Raw genomic sequence first — 18,492 nt, forward strand, 5'->3', positions numbered from 1 at the left:
TTATTCCTCAATTTCATTCAGGTTGCGTCCCGCCAGGGCGGCTTTCACCGTCTGGTTCATACGACGGGCGGCAAAGGCATCGGTTACTTGTGAAAGGCGCTTGGTCTGTTGTTCGATGGCATAACCATCGGTGCCTTTCATCAATTCGGCCAGTTCCTGCATCTGCAGGTCGATGACCAGGCGCTCTTCAGCATCCAGAAGGCGCTCGCCATCGGCCTCAAGGGCGCCCTGCACCGCTTCAAGCAGGCGCTGGGCATCGACTTGCTGCTCACGCAGGACACGAGCGACCTTGTCGTCACCGGCATACTGGAACGAATCCTTGAGCATCTTGGCGATTTCGCCGTCGGTCAGGCCGTAGGACGGTTTGACCTGGATACTGGCTTCAACGCCCGAACCCAACTCACGCGCGGCCACACTGAGCAGGCCGTCGGCGTCGACCTGGAAGGTCACGCGAATCTTCGCCGCACCCGCGACCATCGCCGGGATACCGCGCAATTCAAAGCGCGCCAGGGAGCGGCAGTCGCTGATCAGCTCGCGCTCGCCTTGCAGCACATGAATCATCATGGCCGTCTGGCCATCTTTATACGTGGTGAAGTCCTGGGCACGGGCGACGGGAATGGTGGTGTTGCGTGGAATCACCTTCTCCATCAGGCCGCCCATGGTTTCCAACCCCAGGGACAACGGAATCACGTCGAGCAGCAGCAGTTCGCCACCATCCCGCTTGTTGCCAGCCAGGGTATCGGCCTGGATCGCAGCCCCAATGGCTACCACTTGATCCGGATCGATTTCAGTCAGCGGCTGGCGACCAAAGGCTTCGGCCACGGCTTCGCGAACCCGCGGCACACGGGTCGAACCGCCGACCATGACCACCGCGCCGACTTCTTCCAGCTCGATGCCGGAGTCACGCACGGCGCGACGGCAGGCTTTCAGGCTACGAGCAACCATCGGCTCGATCAGCGCATCGAAGGCTTCACGGGTCAGTTGCGCCGACCATGAGCCGTAGGAAACTTCAACAGATGCAGCGTCGGTCAGGGCTTCCTTGGCCGCGCAGGCCGTTTGCAGCAGGTTGCGCTGGGTGCCCGGATCGAGGTCGGCGGACAATCCGGCGCTGGTGATGATCCAGCCGGCGATGGCGTGATCGAAGTCATCGCCGCCCAGCGCGCTGTCGCCACCGGTGGCCAGGACTTCGAAGACACCACCGGTCAGGCGCAGGATCGAAATATCAAAAGTACCGCCACCCAGATCGTAAATCGCGACCAGGCCTTCGGCATGCTGGTCCAGGCCATAAGCCACGGCAGCAGCGGTCGGCTCGTTGAGCAGGCGCAAGACATTAAGGCCGGCGAGTTTCGCCGCATCCTTGGTGGCTTGGCGCTGGGCGTCGTCGAAATACGCCGGAACCGTGATCACCGCCCCTACCAGCTCGCCACCCAAGGTCGTCTCGGCACGCTGGCGCAAGACTTTGAGGATATCGGCCGACACTTCCACCGGGCTTTTCGGGCCCTGGATGGTGTCGATAAACGGCATATGGGATTCACCACCGACAAAGCGGTACGGCAGTTGATCGCCCAATTGCTTGACGTCGGACAACCCACGACCCATCAAGCGCTTGACCGACAGCACCGTGTTCAGCGGATCGGTAGAGGCCGCGAGCCTGGCTGACTCACCCACTTCGGTGCGATCAGCGTGATAGCGCACGGCGGACGGCAGGATCACCTGGCCATCAGCATCGGGCAACGGCTCGGAAAGACCGCTGCGCAGTGCGGCGACCAGTGAATTGGTAGTACCCAAGTCGATGCCAACCGCCAGGCGACGCTGGTGCGGTTGAGGACTTTGGCCGGGTTCGGCGATCTGCAGTAGAGCCATGGTAATCAGGTCTTATCTGTCTATCAGGCGTGCAATCTGTGCAGCACTGGGTTAATCGTCGAGGCGCTCTTCTAACTGGCGCACTTCGTAAGTGAGCTTGTCGAGGAACTGCATGCGCCGCATCAGGCGTTCGGCCTGCTCACGCTGCGCTGCATCATCCCAACAAGCTGCGAAGCTTTCGTTGAGCTCATCCTGGGCCACTTTCAGACGACGCTTGAAGACCGCGACGCCAGCCAGATCGGCCTCGTCCTGCAAGTCTTCAAGTTCTTCACGCCATTGCATCTGCTGCATCAGGAAATCAGGGTCATGGACCGTAACTTCCAGCGGCAACTCGCCACCGTTCATCGCGAGCAAATAGCGCGCGCGTTTCGGCGGATTTTTCAGCGTCTGATAGGCTTCGTTGAGGCTGGCCGACTGCTCCAGCGCCAGGCGTTGCTCACGCTCGGAAGCGTCAGCGAAGCGGTCCGGATGCACCCCACGCGCCAACTCTCGGTAGCGCATGGCAAGCTGCTCAAGGTCCAGCCGAAAGCTCGGCTGCAGCTCGAATAAAGCGAAATGACAAGGAGTACCCACAGATAGCCTCAGATGTTGAAGCTTTCGCCGCAGCCACATTCACCGCGTACGTTGGGGTTGTTGAACTTGAAGCCTTCGTTCAACCCTTCCTTGACGAAATCGAGCTCGGTGCCGTCCAGGTAGGTCAGGCTTTTCGGGTCGATGATCACTTTTTCGCCGTGACTTTCGAACACCTGGTCTTCCGCAACCACCTCGTCGACGAACTCCAGCACGTAGGCAAGGCCGGAACAGCCCGTGGTGCGAACACCCAGACGAATCCCCTCACCTTTACCGCGCCCATTCAGGGAACGGCGAATGTGCTGCGCAGCCGCTTCTGTCATGCTGATAGCCATCGTTGACTCCTTACTCGTCGCCAAATGCTTAGATCAAGCCTTTCTTCTGCTTGTAGTCGCGAACAGCCGCCTTGATGGCGTCTTCTGCGAGTACCGAGCAGTGAATTTTCACTGGCGGCAGGGCCAGTTCTTCGGCCAGTTGAGTGTTCTTGATGGTCTCTGCTTCATCCAGAGTCTTGCCTTTCATCCACTCGGTCGCCAGGGAACTGGAGGCGATGGCCGAACCGCAGCCGTAGGTCTTGAACTTGGCATCTTCGATGATGCCCTGCTCGTTGACCTTGATCTGCAGGCGCATGACGTCGCCGCACGCCGGAGCGCCGACCATGCCGGTGCCGACATCAGGATCTTCCGCGTTCATCTTGCCGACGTTGCGCGGGTTTTCGTAGTGGTCGATGACCTTTTCGCTGTAAGCCATGGTATTGAATCCTCACTCATCAGGGCCGCTCTGGAACCCTGTAAAAACGCCTGCGTTTTCCGCCACGTTCCTACAGGGCTGGGGTGGCGGCTTCTATATTTAGTGTGCCGCCCACTCGATCTTGGAAATATCGACACCGTCCTTGAACATGTCCCACAGCGGCGACAGGGTGCGCAGCTTGGTGACCGCCTCGCAGACTTTCTGCGCGGCGTAGTCGACTTCTTCTTCGGTGGTGAAACGGCCGAACGTAAAGCGGATCGAGCTATGCGCCAACTCGTCGTTGCGGCCCAGGGCACGCAGGACGTAGGACGGCTCAAGGGAGGCCGAGGTGCAGGCCGAACCGGACGAAACCGCCAGGTCCTTGAGCGCCATGATCAGCGACTCGCCTTCGACGTAGTTGAAGCTCAAATTCAGGTTGTGCGGTACACGGGCGGTCATGCTGCCGTTGATGTACAGCTCTTCAAGGTTCTCGACCTGCTTGTAGAAACGATCGCTGAGGGCCTTGATGCGCACGTTTTCGGCAGCCATGTCTTCCTTGGCTACACGGAAGGCTTCGCCCATGCCGACGATCTGGTGGGTCGCCAGGGTGCCCGAACGCATGCCGCGCTCGTGACCGCCGCCGTGCATGGTGGCTTCGATGCGCACGCGAGGCTTGCGGCTCACGTACAACGCGCCAATGCCTTTGGGGCCGTAGGTCTTGTGGGCCGAGAACGACATCAGGTCGACTTTGAGCTTGGACAGATCGATATCGACCTTGCCGGTGGACTGGGCAGCATCGACATGCAGCAACACGCCCTTGGAGCGGGTCAACTCGCCGATGGCGGCGATGTCGTTGATGGTGCCGATCTCGTTGTTCACGTGGATCACGGAAACCAGAATGGTGTCTTCACGCATCGCGGCTTCGATCATGGCCGGGGTGACGATACCGTCAGTGGTCGGCTCAAGGTAGGTGACCTCGAAACCTTCACGCTCCAGTTGGCGCATGGTGTCGAGGACAGCCTTGTGCTCAATCTTGGTGGTGATCAGGTGCTTGCCCTTGGTCGCATAGAAATGCGCAGCGCCCTTGATCGCCAGGTTGTCGGACTCGGTAGCACCGGAGGTCCAGACGATTTCACGCGGATCGGCGTTGACCAGGTCAGCGACCTGGCGACGAGCGTTCTCGACCGATTCCTCGGCTTTCCAGCCGAAAACGTGGGAACGGGAGGCAGGGTTGCCGAAGTTTCCGTCAACCAGCAGGCATTCGCTCATCTTTTGCGCGACACGCGGATCAACCGGGGTGGTCGCTGAGTAATCAAGGTAAATCGGCAATTTCATGGACTTTCTCCTAAATCAGGCTGGCTGGCGTGCCGTTAGCTCTTCGGCTGTCACTCGACGGCGGACGCTTCAATCTTGTCCAGACGCGGCGCCTTGGTGTTGCAACGGCGCTGGTCCTGACGCTGGGCTACTTCCTGTACCTCACGGCGAGTCACAAGATCAGCCAAGCTGATACCACTCAAAAACTCATGGATCTGCAGACTCAAGTCACACCACAAGTGGTGCGTCAGGCAGGTGTCGCCGGCATGGCAGTCACCCAGGCCCTGGCACTTGGTGGCATCGACGGATTCATTCACCGCGTCGATCACCTGGGCAACCTGGATGCCTTGCATGTCACGGGACAACTGATAACCGCCACCCGGGCCACGCACACTGGAAACCAGGTTGCTGCGGCGCAACTTGGCGAACAGTTGCTCAAGGTAAGACAGGGAAATGCCTTGGCGCTCGGAGATATCGGCCAGGGACACCGGCCCGTTTTGCGCGTGCAGGGCCAGGTCGAGCATGGCGGTCACCGCGTAACGGCCTTTTGTAGTCAGTCTCATGGACAAGTACCAAGGTGTTTCAGAATGGGAGCAATTATGCGATTCCCGAGTATTTAAGTCAACTATAAGACCTAGTACTTTAGTCAGGAATACCCGTAAAAAAGGCGCGCGAATTGTAGCAGGGTGGGGTGGGATCGAACAGCGACAGCGGACAACCTGCATTGCCCGGCACGCTGAGGATCAATTGTGGGAGCGGGCTTGCTCGCGAAAGCGCGGTGTCAGTCGCCGAAAATATTGACTGACCCGCCGCTTTCGCGAGCAAGCCCGCTCCCACAGGGGGATTGCAATGATCGTGAGAACTCAGCCGGCCTTGGTGGTAGCTGTTTCGCTCTTGATCTCGGCGAAGTCTTCTTCGCGCAACTCAGGCAGATCCTTCGCACAGTAGGGACTGCCCAGATCCTTCAGCGCGCCGCACATGCCCTCCAGCTTGCCGTCCACCGCTTGCAGGTGGTCGAGGAGCTGGCCAATGGCCCGCGCCACCGGGTCCGGCATGTCTTCACTGACACCGTAGGCATCAAAGCCGATTTTCTCGGCCATGGCCTTGCGCTTGGCTTCCTGCTCATCGCTGACGTGCGGCTTGATGATGATCCGCCCGGGAATCCCCACCACGGTTGCACCTGGCGGCACCGCCTTGGTGACCACGGCATTGGAACCGACCTTGGCGCCAGCACCGACGGTAAACGGGCCCAGGACCTTGGCGCCCGCCCCGACCACCACGCCATTTTCAAGGGTCGGATGGCGTTTGCCCTTGTTCCAGGTGGTGCCGCCCAGGGTCACGCCCTGGTACAGGGTCACGTCGTCTCCGATTTCGGCGGTTTCACCAATAACGATGCCCATGCCATGGTCGATAAAGAAGCGACGACCCACCTTGGCCCCCGGATGAATCTCAATCCCGGTCAACCAGCGCCCGAAGTTCGACACCAGTCGCGCCAGCCATTTCCAGCCCATACCCCACAAGGCACCGGACAGACGGTGGATCCAGATCGCGTGCATGCCCGGATAGCAGGTCAGCACTTCAAAGGCGTTGCGCGCCGCCGGGTCACGGTGGAAAACACTTTGGATATCTTCTCGCAAACGCTCGAACATTTTTAATCCTTCCGCTTAAGAAGCTCGCCACGGGCCGCTTTCTGGGTTTCCGTGAGGATGCCACGCAATATGTTCATTTCTGCCCGACTGACCGAGCTGCGGCCGTAAAGCCTTCGCAGGCGCGCCATCAAGTGCCGTGGTTTTTCCGGATCAAGGAACTCGATGGCCACCAGGGTTTGTTCCAGGTGCTCATAGAATCGCTCCAGCTCGTCCATGGTGGCCAATTCGCCACTTTTGGTCGACGCGACCTCGTCCTTCTCCATCTTGCTCGGCTGGCCTTGTGCTGCCAGCCAGGCCATGCGCACCTCGTAACTCAACACCTGCACCGCCGCCCCAAGGTTCAGCGAGCTGAATTCAGGGTCCGATGGAATGTGTACGTGGTAGTGACATCGCTGCAGCTCTTCATTGGTCAGGCCGGAGTCTTCACGACCAAACACCAGGGCGATTTCAGCGCCGCCGGCCGCCTCTTCGACCACTTTGGCCCCACATTCGCGGGGATCAAGCAGTGGCCAGGGGATGCGACGGTCACGGGCGCTGGTGCCGAGCACCAGGTTGCAGCCGACCAAGGCGTCTTCCAATGTGGCGACGACCTGGGCTTTTTCAAGGATGTCATTGGCGCCGGAGGCACGAGCGTCGGCTTCGTGGTGCGGGAATACACGCGGCTCCACCAGCACCAGGCGCGTCAGCCCCATGTTCTTCATGGCCCGCGCCACCCCGCCGATATTGCCGGGATGACTGGTATTGACGAGGACGACACGAATGTTTTGCAGCAAGGGAGGCGCTCTCGGACACGGGAAAGGGGAGCAAATCTTACAGAACAGCCTAAGGTTATGCCATGAAAGCGAACGTCGTCCTTCACCTGAAGAAAGTTTCTGCTAGAATGCTCGGCTTTCTTTAACAACCTTAGGTGACACATCCATGCAGCCCATGCTGAATATCGCGCTGCGCGCCGCCCGCAGCGCCAGTGAATTGATCTTCCGCTCCATCGAGCGCCTGGATACCATCAAGGTCGACGAAAAAGACGCCAAGGATTATGTATCCGAGGTGGATCGCGCCGCCGAACAGAAAATCATCGACGCCCTGCGCAAGGCCTACCCTACCCACGGCATCCTCGGTGAAGAAACCGGCCTGCACAAAGGTAGCGGCGAAGGCGAAGACTACCTGTGGATCATCGACCCACTGGATGGCACCACCAACTTCCTGCGCGGCATCCCGCACTTTGCCGTGAGCATTGCCTGCAAATACCGTGGCCGCCTGGAACACGCTGTTGTACTCGACCCGGTTCGCCAGGAAGAATTCACCGCCAGCCGTGGCCGTGGCGCCCAGTTGAACGGCCGTCGCCTGCGCGTCAGCGGTCGTACCAGCCTGGACGGCGCCCTGCTGGGTACCGGTTTCCCGTTCCGCGATGACCAGATGGATAACCTGGAAAACTACCTGGGCATGTTCCGCGCCCTGGTTGGCCAGACCGCCGGCATCCGCCGCGCTGGCGCAGCAAGCCTGGACCTGGCCTACGTGGCCGCCGGTCGCTTTGATGCGTTCTGGGAGTCGGGCCTGTCCGAGTGGGACATGGCCGCAGGCGCGCTGCTGATCCAAGAGGCTGGCGGCCTGGTGAGCGACTTCACCGGCGGTCACGACTTCCTGGAGAAGGGCCACGTGGTTGCAGGCAACACCAAATGCTTCAAGGCAGTACTGACGGCGATCCAGCCGCACCTGCCGGCCTCGCTGAAGCGCTAAGCGAGCGAGCACAAAAAAGCACCCCGAGGGGTGCTTTTTTTATGCCTGGGATTTAGCCAAGCCTCGATTTCAGCGACAACACAAATCACATGTGGGAGCGGGTTTGCTCGCGATAGCGGAGTGTCAGTTTAGATAGACTTGACTGACCCACCGCTATCGCGAGCAAGCCCGCTCCCACATTTTGTATTGCGCCAGACCTGGGATTACTGCTGATTCTGGCCCAGGATCAAACGCCCTTCCTTGTCGACAGGGATCTGGCTACCTGGATCACGCTCCATACGCACCGATCCCTCCTTGCCATCCAGGTTGTAACGCACGTCATAGCCGACAACCTTGTCGCTGATGTCATTGACGGTGTTACAACGCGTCTGGGTGGTGGTGTAGGTATCACGGTTCTGCATGCCTTCCTGAACCTTGTTACCTGCATAACCGCCACCAACCGCACCGGCTACGGTGGCAATCTTCTTGCCAGAACCGCCACCAATCTGATTACCCAACAGGCCGCCTGCCAGGGCGCCAACCACAGTACCGGCGATTTGATGCTGATCCTGCACCGGACGCTGCCGGGTCACGGTGACGTCCTTGCAGACCTCACGAGGGGTTTTGATCTGGGTCTTGACCGGCTGCACCGCCAGCACTTGCGCATACTCAGGGCCGCTTTTTACCAGGCTGTAGGTGGCAACAGCACCCCCGGCAGTCACACCGACAGCACCCAATACCGCACCAACCAGTAACGACTTGTTCACGTGAACCTCCTGACCATCACAAGCGGACTGAAAAGTCCGCGCTATACCCAGCCTTGGAGCAAAAAAAAAGGCGTGAGTTCAATACTCACGCCTTCTTTGTAACAGCGGATCAACAAACACCCATCAAGGGCGGTCGTCGATCTCCTTGTCGGTTGCGACAGGAGGGATCAGGTCCTCGCTGCTGAGGTTCAGCCAGATCAGCACCACGTTGGCGATGTAGATCGACGAGTAGGTACCCGCCAGGACGCCGATAAACAGCGCCAGGGAGAAGCCCCACAGGTTGTCGCCACCGAAGATCATCAGTGCGGCAATCGCCAGCAAGGTGGAGATCGACGTCGCCATGGTACGCAACAGGGTCTGGGTGGTGGAGATGTTGATGTTTTCGATCAACGTCGCCTTGCGCAGTACCCGGAAGTTCTCACGCACCCGGTCGAACACCACGATGGTGTCGTTGAGTGAGTAACCAATGATCGCCAGCACCGCCGCCAATACTGTCAGGTCGAAGGTAATCTGGAAGTACGCCAGGATGCCCACGGTCACGATCACGTCGTGGATCAGCGAGACAATCGCACCGACACCGAACTTCCACTGAAAGCGGAATGCCAGGTAGATCATGATGCCGGCCAGCGCCATCAGCATGCCGAGGCCGCCCTGGTCGCGCAGTTCTTCACCGACCTGCGGGCCGACGAACTCGACACGCTTGACCGACGCCGGGTTGTCGCCACCGACCTTGAGCAAGGCCTCGGCCACCTGGTGACCCAGTTGCGGGTCTTCGCCAGGCATGCGCACCAGCAAGTCGGTAGTCGCGCCAAAGCTCTGCACGATGGCCTCCTGATAACCGGCCTCGTTCAGTTGGGTACGCACCTTGGCAACGTCGGCCGGCTTCTCGTAGGTCAGCTCGATGAGCGTACCGCCGGTGAAGTCCAGACCGTAGTTCAGACCCTTATGAAACCAGCTGAACAACGCCAGGACAGTAAGGAGCACAGTGACGCCGAACGCAACGTTGCGAACGCCCATGAAGTTGATTGTACGTAACATGGCAGCCCCTTAAATCCACAACTTCTTGAAGTCACGCCCGCCATAGATCAGGTTGACCATAGCGCGGGTCACCAGAATGGCCGTGAACATCGAGGTAAAGATACCCAGGGACATGGTCACCGCAAAACCTTTGACCGGGCCGGTGCCCATGGCAAAGAGAATCCCGCCGACCAGCAAAGTGGTCAGGTTGGAGTCGAGAATAGCGGTAAATGCCCGGCCGAAACCTTCGTTGATTGCCCGTTGTACGCTCATGCCCGCCGCGATCTCTTCACGAATCCGCGAGAAGATCAGTACGTTGGCGTCCACCGCCATACCCATGGTGAGTACGATACCGGCGATACCCGGCAGGGTCAGTGTAGCCCCCAGCAGCGACATCAAGGCCAGCAACATGACCATGTTCCCCGCCAGTGCAACGGTGGCGATCACGCCAAAGAAGCGATAGATGGCGATGATGAACAGGGAAACAAACAACATGCCCCACAGCGCCGCATCGACGCCCTTGGTGATGTTGTCGGCACCCAGGCTTGGACCGATGGTGCGTTCTTCAGCAAAGTACATCGGTGCCGCCAGGCCACCGGCACGCAGCAACAGGGCCAGCTCGGAAGACTCACCCTGGCCGTTCAGGCCGGTGATACGGAATTGAGCACCCAGCGGCGACTGAATGGTCGCCAGGCTGATGATCTTCTTCTCTTCCTTGAAGGTCTGGACCGCCACGTCTTTCTCGACGCCGTTGACCATTTGCTTGACGTAGGTGGTCACCGGGCGTTGCTCGATGAAGATCACCGCCATGCTGCGACCGACGTTGCTGCGGGTGGCGCGGTTCATCAGTTCGCCGCCATGACCATCCAGGCGGATGTTCACTTCAGGCGTACCGTGCTCACCGAAACCGGCCTTGGCGTCTGTCACCTGGTCGCCCGTGATGATCAGGCTACGCTCGATCTGCGCAGAAGGACGATTGCCCTCACGGAACTCGAAAGTCTCGGAAGTGGCCTTGGAAGCACCCGGCTCGGCGGCCAGGCGGAATTCAAGGTTGGCGGTCTTGCCGAGGATCCGCTTGGCTTCAGCGGTGTCCTGCACGCCTGGCAGCTCGACCACGATGCGGTTGGCACCCTGGCGCTGAACCAGAGGCTCGGCCACACCCAGCTCGTTGACGCGGTTACGTACCGTGGTCAAGTTCTGCTTGATGGAGTATTCACGGATTTCCGCCAGCTTGGCCGGGGTCATCGCCAGACGCAGCACCGGCTGACCATTGAGGTCGGCAGGCACAATGTCGAAATCGTTAAAGCTCTTGCGAATCAGGGCACGCGCCTGTTCACGGGCGGCCTCGTCAGCAAAGCCCAGCTGGATCGCACCATTGAGCTGCGGCAGGCTGCGATAACGCAACTTCTCTTTGCGCAGCAGGCTCTTCACATCGCCTTCGTAGACTTTCATGCGCGCGTCGAGGGCTTTGTCCATGTCCACTTCCAACAGGAAGTGCACACCACCGGACAAGTCCAGGCCCAGCTTCATCGGGTGTGCACCGATGCTGCTCAGCCATTTTGGCGTGGTCTGTGCCAGGTTGAGCGCGACGACATAGTCATCCCCCATCACCTTGCGCACGACATCTTTGGCCGGCAATTGGTCTTCCTGCTTGGTCAGGCGCAACAAGCCGCCCTTCGCATCAGCTGCCAATGTTGCCGCCTTGACCTGGATACCCGCGTCAGTGAGCGCTTTGCTCGCGCGTTCCAGATCAGCCTGATTGACCTGCAGCGAAGTGCTGGCGCCAGTGATCTGGATCGCAGGGTCATCAGGATAGAGATTGGGAGCGGAATAAATAAAACCGATCGCCAGCACCGCCAGGATCAGTACGTATTTCCACAGAGGGTATTTGTTCAGCATCACGCCGCCCGCTTATGACGCGGGGCGCCTTGCGCGCCCCGTCGATTGGTAAAAGTTGTTACTCAGATCGCTTTGAGCGTGCCTTTTGGCAGCGTGGCGGCGATGGCGCCTTTCTGGAACTTGATTTCAACGGTGTCGGAAACTTCCAGGACCACGAAAGCGTCGGCAACCTTGGTGATCTTGCCAGCGATGCCGCCGGTGGTGACCACTTCGTCGCCTTTCTGCAAGCTGCCCAGCAGGTTTTTCTGCTCTTTGGCGCGCTTGGCCTGTGGGCGCCAGATCATCAGGTAGAAGATGACCAGGAAGCCGACCAGGAAAATCCACTCGAAACCACCGCCCATAGGACCGGCAGCGGCCGGTGCAGCGGCGTCAGCCATAGCGTTAGAGATAAAAAAGCTCATTTAGCACTCCAGTTGCAAATAGTGAATCTTAGGGTCGGGAAACTCAGTCCAAGGGCGGCACGGGAAGCCCGCGCTTGGCATAGAAGGCATCGACAAAGGCGGCCAATGTACCCTGTTGAATAGCCTCGCGCAAACCAGCCATCAGGACTTGGTAGTGACGCAAATTGTGGATGGTATTCAACATGCTACCCAGCATTTCCCCGCATTTGTCCAGATGGTGCAGATAAGCACGGGAGAAGTTCTGGCAGGTGTAGCAATCACAGGTGGGATCCAGCGGCGAATCATCATGGCGATGGAACGCGTTACGGATCTTCAGCACGCCTGTATCAATGAACAGATGCCCATTGCGGGCATTACGGGTTGGCATCACGCAATCGAACATGTCCACACCGCGGCGCACACCCTCTACGAGATCTTCCGGTTTGCCAACGCCCATAAGGTAACGAGGTTTGTCAGAAGGCATCAGGCCTGGCAGGTAGTCCAGCACCTTGATCATCTCGTGCTTGGGCTCGCCCACCGACAGGCCGCCAATGGCCAGGCCATCGAAACCGATCTTGTCCAGGCCTTCCAGCGAGCGCTTGCGCAGGCTTTCGTGCATGCCACCCTGGACGATGCCGAACAGCGCGGCAGTGTTGTCGCCATGGGCATTCTTCGAACGCTGGGCCCAGCGCAGCGACAACTCCATGGAGATGCGCGCCACATCTTCATCGGCCGGGTACGGCGTGCACTCGTCAAAAATCATCACGATGTCAGAGCCCAGGTCGCGCTGGACCTGCATCGACTCCTCCGGGCCCATGAACACCTTGGAACCGTCCACCGGCGAGGCGAAAGTCACGCCCTCCTCCTTGATCTTGCGCATGGCGCCCAGGCTGAACACCTGGAAACCACCGGAGTCGGTGAGGATCGGGCCTTGCCACTTCATGAAATCGTGCAGGTCGCCATGCTTCTTGATCACTTCCGTGCCCGGGCGCAGCCACAGGTGGAAGGTGTTGCCGAGGATGATCTCGGCGCCGGTGGCAACGATGTCACGCGGCAGCATGCCCTTGACGGTGCCGTAGGTGCCGACCGGCATGAACGCCGGGGTCTCCACAGTGCCGCGCGGGAAGGTCAGGCGACCGCGACGGGCCTTGCCGTCGGTGGCCAGTAATTCAAACGACATACGACTCATAGTTGTTCCTCTGGGCCGCGCGGCGCCGGATTACGGGTGATAAACATCGCATCACCGTAGCTGAAAAAACGGTACCCGTTATCGATGGCGGCCTGGTAGGCGGCCATGGTTTCGGGGTAACCGGCAAATGCCGAGACCAGCATCAACAGCGTGGATTCGGGCAAATGGAAGTTGGTGACCAGGCAATCGACCACATGGAACGGCCGGCCTGGGTAGATAAAGATATCGGTGTCGCCACTGAACGGCTTGAGCACGCCATCGCGCGCCGCACTCTCCAGGGAACGCACGCTGGTGGTGCCCACTGCGACCACTCGCCCACCGCGCGCCTTGCACGCGTTGACCGCATCCACGACGTCCTGGCTGACTTCCAGCCACTCGCTGTGCATATGGTGGTCTTCGATGTTATCCACACGCACCGGCTGAAACGTCCCGGCCCCCACGTGCAGGGTCACATAGGCCGTCTCGACGCCCTTGGCCGCAATCGCATCCAGCAGCGGCTGGTCGAAATGCAACCCGGCCGTCGGCGCAGCGACGGCACCAAGGCGCTGGGAGTACACCGTCTGATAGCGCTCGCGGTCCGAGTCTTCGTCGGGGCGGTCTATATAAGGAGGCAACGGCATATGGCCGACACGCTCCAGCAGCGGCAACACTTCCTCGGCAAACTTGAGCTCGAACAACGCGTCATGGCGCGCGACCATCTCGGCTTCGCCACCGCCATCAATCAGGATGCTCGACCCTGGTTTGGGCGACTTGCTGGAGCGCACATGGGCCAGCACACGATGGCTGTCCAGCACCCGCTCCACCAGAATTTCCAGCTTGCCGCCGGAAGCTTTCTGGCCAAACAGCCGCGCCGGAATCACCCGGGTATTGTTGAAGACCATCAAGTCGCCTGGGCGCAAATGCTCAAGCAAATCAGTGAATTGACGGTGTGCAAGGGCACCGCTGACCCCGTCCAGGGTCAACAGTCGACTGGCGCGACGCTCGGCCAAAGGGTGGCGAGCAATCAGCGAATCCGGGAGTTCAAAAGTAAAGTCAGCAACGCGCATGATGGGGTTCGTCTAGCAGGGCCGGGAAGTCTAGCGGAAATAGTGAAAATAGACCATGAAACGTGATTGACCAACGGTAATCACCTCTCTATACTTCGCCGCCATTGAGCCCTGATGGCGGAATTGGTAGACGCGGCGGATTCAAAATCCGTTTTCGAAAGGAGTGGGAGTTCGAGTCTCCCTCGGGGCACCATATAGCAGTATCTGAAAGCCTCTACCAGGCTCTCAGCAACAGAGAAACCGGCCACTTGAGCCGGTTTTTTTGTGCCTGGATATCTACCTCTGGATCCCTGTGGACTGGGGAAGTTCAAATAGCCCAGTCTCACTTACGCTTCCTATTTACCTCAATCATTCCCTTATTAACGTCGTAGCTACTTACAGTCTTTTCTCGTTGAAGACGTTCCAAGAGCTCACGATCAGCAAGCGTATCCGGCACTCGCAATCTACTGCGGCCCACCTCAGTGAGCTTAGGGTAATCACCGTCAAGTGATTGCAGAATAGTGAAGAGCTGGTCACAACTAATCACACCTAGGTGTGGTTTTAGTAGCATTAAGATCTGCTGCGCTGAGACATTTTCTTGCGCCATCTTCTGCACGACATCGGGCGATAGTTCGCATCCGCATCGGGTAGCGAATCGTGCCAGTTCATTCAGCCCTCGACGGCCGGCCACCTCCGCATACTTTGTGGCTTGCTCAACAATCACATCCTTGATTGCCGAATCGATCTCATCGCTTTTCAGAAGCTCTGCCAGATCCGCCCCCACCAACGCCGGGGTCATGTAGCTCGAAAACTCCCCCGACTCTCGGATAAACTCTTTGCGCGTCGGCCAATCAGTGGCTGCAAGGTGCTCATAGGATGCTGCATCATCCGCAATAATGTCGTGCTTGAGCAACTGCGCGAAGAGGTCGCCAACTTCCGCCGCGATTTCGCCAACCTCAAGGTAGAGGCTCAGGCTCAAGCTCGCGACCAGCTTTGCACGGAGCACTGCTGATGGGAGCTGATCCTTTGCCGCCAGGATTGCTGCTGCCAACGCAGTCTTCAACTCCTCGTCAGCGGTGTTGGTGTCGGTGATCTCGGCAGAGGCTGTCAGGGTTTTCGCCAGTTGCGCATCGACCGCCCCAAGAGCCACGACGTAGCGGCTGACGTTGTTAAACGTTGCTGAGGCACGCCTATATTCAGCCAACGCTGGCCACGTGCCCTCAGACACCTCTGCGAGATCTGCAACTTCACAATCTGGAGCAGCACGCTCGATCACATCACCAAGATGGGGTGCATCTAGCGAGAGTACATCTTCGATTATTGCGATGAAGTGCTGGTTAGCATCTATCGTCATGGAAGTGCCATCGATAGCCTCCAGGTACTTGCTCAAATTCTTGAGCACATAATCGTACACAGTCCCGTTCCGATCCCGGATGACGTCGAGCGCCACGGTTGGTGCATTGTCGATGGCGATCGCGAGGTTCTGGCAAGTGATCTCATACAAATTGCGTGACACGAACGATGCACGAGTTTGGCTGCCCAACAGCTCCAGACGAGGCACGGCAATACTGGCATCTCCGAAGAGTACGCTGATACGTTCGGCCTGGACCAAGTCGGTCGCGTCGGACGTTAGCGCCGTGAACTCAGCGTAGTGCGCCGACAGATATGACGACACCGCAGAATCTATCCTCTGCTTTGAAGGTGTTAGGTGTGCTAGCGCTGCATTCACAAGCGCTAGTCGTGAAGAGTCGTCTAGGTCAGCCTGACTTACGAGATAGGTGAGCACTTGCGTGGACGCGACCGTGAACCGTTCAATGAGCCTTAGGCACTCGTTACCTGCGGTAAGGTACGCCTGCAGAAAACTAGCCTGACGCTCCCCGAGACCTTCTAGGGAGTGAATCATGATGTCGGCCGCATCTATATGTTTGGCCAGAAGGTGGTCTAGGATAGCGATGTTGTAAAGCGAAGGCTCCTTCAGCGCGCTCTTGCCGCGCTCGCGGACAACAGCGTCTACGTCCTCCGGCCCAAGCTCGAAGTGCTGGTCCATCAGGTCTCGCTCGACGTGATGGATAATGAAATTCGTGGCAGCTGGCCCAACGCGCTCCCCGTGGAAGGTTGACGTGTAGAGCGTGAAGTTGCGGTTGATATACCCCGCACGGACGATCTGGTACGCCAAGCCTGGCGTTAGGATGATCTTGGCGATTGCCTCGAAGGACTGCTTGCTCTCCTTATACAGGAGGAGAAATTCCGTTCGTTTGACGAGATCACCAAGATCAGCGCTCCGCAGGAACCTGATGTCCTCCATCCTCTCATCGGTCTGCTCAGCGAGCGCATCCCGATCTGCTTCATTCCAGCTTTCGGCGTCCAGAGGATCACCAAGTGCAGCCACAAGACTGTCGCGAGTAAACGACAGCGTACGACCGTGGTAGTGGTCATAATATTCAAGTACCAAGTCTTCGTCTGGTGAGACGAAGGTTGTCCAGAACTGCGCTCCCTTGAGGTCTTTCGGAGACTTCTCAGCACCCGCGAGCGAGTAGGTTGCATTCTGGGTACGGAAGCCAGAAGCCTCAGCTGTCCGCTGCACGTGCGCAAGCAGGCGTTCGCCCAACTGACTACTGCGGGTAGCAGCCCAATTGATCCGCGTGACCTTCTGGCGAAGCACGCGAAGCTCGCCCTCGATTCGCTTGATGTTCTCAGTCACCAGTTCACGGCTAAGTTTGTAGAGTATGTCCAGCTTGCTATGGCCGAGCCGGATAGTCTCGAAGTCTGCTAGGTGCGTGCTCTTGTAGAGCATCATCGCAAACAGTTCAGTCTCACTCAGATTGAGCTGCTTGCCGTCGCCTGAGAAGATTCGGTCGCGGAAGACGATGAATTCGTTACGGACGTTCTTGAGCAGCCGCATATCCGGTACGTACTGCATCGCTAAGTCGAGTAGCTCCGGTGCTACCTGGTGCTCGACTTGACCAAGTAGCTTTAGTGCTAAGTTGCGAGCACTTCGGTGCGTAATAAAGGGAACCACCGGGATGACAAGATCGAAAAATTTCGTGCGGTTGGCGCGTATAGCCTCGGCCTGCGCCGGATCGTCCGTCGTAAGCACTTCTGTACTATGCCTGCGACCCTCTATCTCCAGGCCTATGCGATCGAAGATGCTGTCTTTGATGGCATAGATGAATCGGATCGGCTTCTTGATCTGGGGCGAGGCGTTGAGCAAAGTATTCAGCGCTCGAAGCGCCTCGAAAATATGAGAGTCGTTGAACCGGTCGATATCCTCAAAGAGAACAATATCGCGGTCTGAAACCTCAAAGAAGTAGACGATCTCGTCGAGGTATTGGTCAAAGTATGAAACAGAGCTTTCGTTGAGCGTGACGGTTGCAGATCCTGCGGAGAATTGCTGGATATGCAGTTTCCCATAGAACAACCAACTCACCAGCAGGGTAATCAGCGCCGCAGCGCTCCAAATGACAGCGTGAGCCCAAACACCAATATCCAAATGCGGCATGAATACAGAAGCAATCTTTACCGTCCATCCAGTCAGCAGGAAAATTACAGTAGCGACAAACCCCAGTAGTACCGACGTTCCCATCGCCCGCCACCATCGGAAACGCTCAATACGCCGAAACCGTGAGCCAGGGGTTCTGCTCGGATATTCTCGATAGAGCAGTTGTTTGACAATTTCCTGCTGGATGCGGTTGGTCGGGGTCGTGGCCTGGATAGGCACTGAATTATCAAGCTGGGAAGCTTCGATAGGCGCGAGCGTCGAGAGCGATAGCTCTACGATACGATTATCCTGCCGCCGGGCGACTTCACGCATGATACTGCTCTTACCGACCCCATAGTTGCCGGACAACGCTATGTTGCGTATCTGATCCTTCGCGAGGGCAGCTTCGATAGCGGCGACATAGTCGCCATGCTCTTCTGCCAGGTACTCAGGGGTAAGCGGGACCAGTTCCCACGATTCCTTGGCAGGCCCCTGTTCAGGACGGAAGATGCCCTGCACACGATTACGGATGCTGCGCATAAAATGACAGACCACATGTCCTCCTGACGAAATATCCTAAATCGCAGCATTACCACACATCTTGCCAAAAAGCCGAACAAATCTACTGACTCTCATATGCACGCGCTGATGCTAATCCTCCGTCCCTTGTATGCAGGAGCGCGTTGTAGCGTTAATGCCAAAATGGAGATTCAACTGGATGCTTACAGCGAAGTGGCTTGAACTCGAGAGCAGTAGACGGATGCCATAGTCCGCTACTGGCCGATTCTGTTGAAAAAGTCGGTTCTCTCGAATTACCTAGAAGCTGACCGGTGAAGGAGCCTGTTTTTTCCGCGGCTCCGTGAAATTTGTGTCCGAATGCCTATGCGGCTGTTTAAGAA

16 protein-coding genes and 1 tRNA gene are annotated in these 18,492 nt (G+C 58.2%); 2 read left to right on the top strand and 15 right to left on the bottom strand.

Translation table 11 applies throughout. The features are described 5' to 3' along the window. From hscA to trmJ, 8 genes are all read right to left on the bottom strand, one after another. Complete coding sequence (gene hscA, locus H097_RS06355) at window positions 1-1,863, bottom strand: Fe-S protein assembly chaperone HscA (RefSeq protein WP_032858305.1); 1,863 nt, start codon at window positions 1,861-1,863, stop codon at window positions 1-3. A gap of 51 nt (window positions 1,864-1,914) precedes the next feature. Then, window positions 1,915-2,436 (bottom strand): co-chaperone HscB, encoded by a 522-nt coding sequence (hscB, locus tag H097_RS06360; protein WP_032858306.1) that lies wholly within the window; start codon window positions 2,434-2,436, stop codon window positions 1,915-1,917. A gap of 8 nt (window positions 2,437-2,444) precedes the next feature. Next, window positions 2,445-2,768 carry an iron-sulfur cluster assembly protein IscA gene (gene iscA, locus H097_RS06365; RefSeq protein WP_003175963.1) on the bottom strand — a complete coding sequence of 108 codons (324 nt, stop codon included), beginning with the start codon at window positions 2,766-2,768 and terminating at the stop codon, window positions 2,445-2,447. A 28-nt stretch (window positions 2,769-2,796) separates the two neighbouring features. Then, window positions 2,797-3,183 carry a Fe-S cluster assembly scaffold IscU gene (iscU, locus tag H097_RS06370; RefSeq protein WP_007929523.1) on the bottom strand — a complete coding sequence of 129 codons (387 nt, stop codon included), beginning with the start codon at window positions 3,181-3,183 and terminating at the stop codon, window positions 2,797-2,799. A gap of 99 nt (window positions 3,184-3,282) precedes the next feature. Continuing rightward, window positions 3,283-4,497, bottom strand: coding sequence for an IscS subfamily cysteine desulfurase (locus tag H097_RS06375; RefSeq protein ID WP_032858307.1), 1,215 nt, complete (start codon window positions 4,495-4,497; stop codon window positions 3,283-3,285). 50 nt (window positions 4,498-4,547) lie between these two features. Then, on the bottom strand, window positions 4,548-5,039 hold the full coding sequence (gene iscR / locus H097_RS06380; protein WP_003210305.1) for a Fe-S cluster assembly transcriptional regulator IscR: 492 nt from the start codon (window positions 5,037-5,039) through the stop codon (window positions 4,548-4,550). 300 nt (window positions 5,040-5,339) lie between these two features. Continuing rightward, entirely contained in the window at window positions 5,340-6,125 is a 786-nt protein-coding gene (gene cysE / locus H097_RS06385; RefSeq protein ID WP_032858308.1) for a serine O-acetyltransferase, read from the bottom strand. A gap of 2 nt (window positions 6,126-6,127) precedes the next feature. Then, window positions 6,128-6,898: a tRNA (cytosine(32)/uridine(32)-2'-O)-methyltransferase TrmJ gene (gene trmJ, locus H097_RS06390; protein ID WP_032858309.1), complete on the bottom strand. Its 771-nt coding sequence runs from the start codon at window positions 6,896-6,898 to the stop codon at window positions 6,128-6,130. A 145-nt stretch (window positions 6,899-7,043) separates the two neighbouring features. Here trmJ and suhB point away from each other — a divergent pair, with 145 nt between their 5' ends. Then, a complete protein-coding gene (suhB, locus tag H097_RS06395; protein WP_003175971.1) occupies window positions 7,044-7,859 on the top strand; it encodes an inositol-phosphate phosphatase in 816 nt (271 codons plus the stop codon). A 203-nt stretch (window positions 7,860-8,062) separates the two neighbouring features. Here suhB and H097_RS06400 read toward each other — a convergent pair whose 3' ends face one another. The 6 genes from H097_RS06400 to queA all read right to left on the bottom strand — a co-directional run bounded on the left by H097_RS06400 (window position 8,063) and on the right by queA (window position 14,136). Beyond that, window positions 8,063-8,605: a glycine zipper 2TM domain-containing protein gene (locus H097_RS06400; RefSeq protein ID WP_032858310.1), complete on the bottom strand. Its 543-nt coding sequence runs from the start codon at window positions 8,603-8,605 to the stop codon at window positions 8,063-8,065. Between the two features lie 123 nt (window positions 8,606-8,728). Beyond that, complete coding sequence (gene secF / locus H097_RS06405) at window positions 8,729-9,643, bottom strand: protein translocase subunit SecF (RefSeq protein ID WP_032858311.1); 915 nt, start codon at window positions 9,641-9,643, stop codon at window positions 8,729-8,731. 9 nt (window positions 9,644-9,652) lie between these two features. Then, complete coding sequence (secD, locus tag H097_RS06410) at window positions 9,653-11,521, bottom strand: protein translocase subunit SecD (RefSeq protein ID WP_032858313.1); 1,869 nt, start codon at window positions 11,519-11,521, stop codon at window positions 9,653-9,655. A 62-nt stretch (window positions 11,522-11,583) separates the two neighbouring features. Next, window positions 11,584-11,922 (bottom strand): preprotein translocase subunit YajC, encoded by a 339-nt coding sequence (gene yajC / locus H097_RS06415; RefSeq protein WP_032858314.1) that lies wholly within the window; start codon window positions 11,920-11,922, stop codon window positions 11,584-11,586. Window positions 11,923-11,965: 43 nt separating this feature from the next. Then, window positions 11,966-13,081: a tRNA guanosine(34) transglycosylase Tgt gene (gene tgt / locus H097_RS06420; RefSeq protein ID WP_032858353.1), complete on the bottom strand. Its 1,116-nt coding sequence runs from the start codon at window positions 13,079-13,081 to the stop codon at window positions 11,966-11,968. Between the two features lie 5 nt (window positions 13,082-13,086). Next, entirely contained in the window at window positions 13,087-14,136 is a 1,050-nt protein-coding gene (queA, locus tag H097_RS06425; RefSeq protein WP_032858316.1) for a tRNA preQ1(34) S-adenosylmethionine ribosyltransferase-isomerase QueA, read from the bottom strand. A gap of 108 nt (window positions 14,137-14,244) precedes the next feature. Between queA and H097_RS06430 the strand changes: the two genes are divergently transcribed. After that, window positions 14,245-14,329, top strand: a tRNA-Leu gene (locus tag H097_RS06430). A gap of 129 nt (window positions 14,330-14,458) precedes the next feature. On the opposite strand, the gene H097_RS06435 is transcribed toward H097_RS06430, so the two are convergent. Beyond that, window positions 14,459-18,133, bottom strand: a complete 3,675-nt coding sequence (locus H097_RS06435; protein ID WP_032858317.1) for a hypothetical protein — start codon at window positions 18,131-18,133, stop codon at window positions 14,459-14,461. Window positions 18,134-18,492: the final 359 nt, after the last annotated feature.

The sequence above is a fragment of the Pseudomonas sp. FH4 genome (genome assembly GCF_000510915.2).
Lineage (GTDB): Bacteria > Pseudomonadota > Gammaproteobacteria > Pseudomonadales > Pseudomonadaceae > Aquipseudomonas > Aquipseudomonas brenneri.

Excerpts from the sequence above, each read along its gene's own strand:
- yajC (WP_032858314.1), bottom strand. The coding sequence starts at position 11,922 with ATGAGCTTTTTTATCTCTAACGCTATGGCTGACGCCGCTGCACCGGCC.
- H097_RS06375 (WP_032858307.1), bottom strand. The coding sequence starts at position 4,497 with ATGAAATTGCCGATTTACCTTGATTACTCAGCGACCACCCCGGTTGAT.
- iscR (WP_003210305.1), bottom strand. The coding sequence starts at position 5,039 with ATGAGACTGACTACAAAAGGCCGTTACGCGGTGACCGCCATGCTCGAC.
- iscU (WP_007929523.1), bottom strand. The coding sequence starts at position 3,183 with ATGGCTTACAGCGAAAAGGTCATCGACCACTACGAAAACCCGCGCAAC.
- suhB (WP_003175971.1), top strand. The coding sequence starts at position 7,044 with ATGCAGCCCATGCTGAATATCGCGCTGCGCGCCGCCCGCAGCGCCAGT.
- secD (WP_032858313.1), bottom strand. The coding sequence starts at position 11,521 with ATGCTGAACAAATACCCTCTGTGGAAATACGTACTGATCCTGGCGGTG.
- secF (WP_032858311.1), bottom strand. The coding sequence starts at position 9,643 with ATGTTACGTACAATCAACTTCATGGGCGTTCGCAACGTTGCGTTCGGC.
- queA (WP_032858316.1), bottom strand. The coding sequence starts at position 14,136 with ATGCGCGTTGCTGACTTTACTTTTGAACTCCCGGATTCGCTGATTGCT.
- cysE (WP_032858308.1), bottom strand. The coding sequence starts at position 6,125 with ATGTTCGAGCGTTTGCGAGAAGATATCCAAAGTGTTTTCCACCGTGAC.
- tgt (WP_032858353.1), bottom strand. The coding sequence starts at position 13,081 with ATGTCGTTTGAATTACTGGCCACCGACGGCAAGGCCCGTCGCGGTCGC.
- iscA (WP_003175963.1), bottom strand. The coding sequence starts at position 2,768 with ATGGCTATCAGCATGACAGAAGCGGCTGCGCAGCACATTCGCCGTTCC.
- hscA (WP_032858305.1), bottom strand. The coding sequence starts at position 1,863 with ATGGCTCTACTGCAGATCGCCGAACCCGGCCAAAGTCCTCAACCGCAC.
- H097_RS06435 (WP_032858317.1), bottom strand. The coding sequence starts at position 18,133 with ATGCGCAGCATCCGTAATCGTGTGCAGGGCATCTTCCGTCCTGAACAG.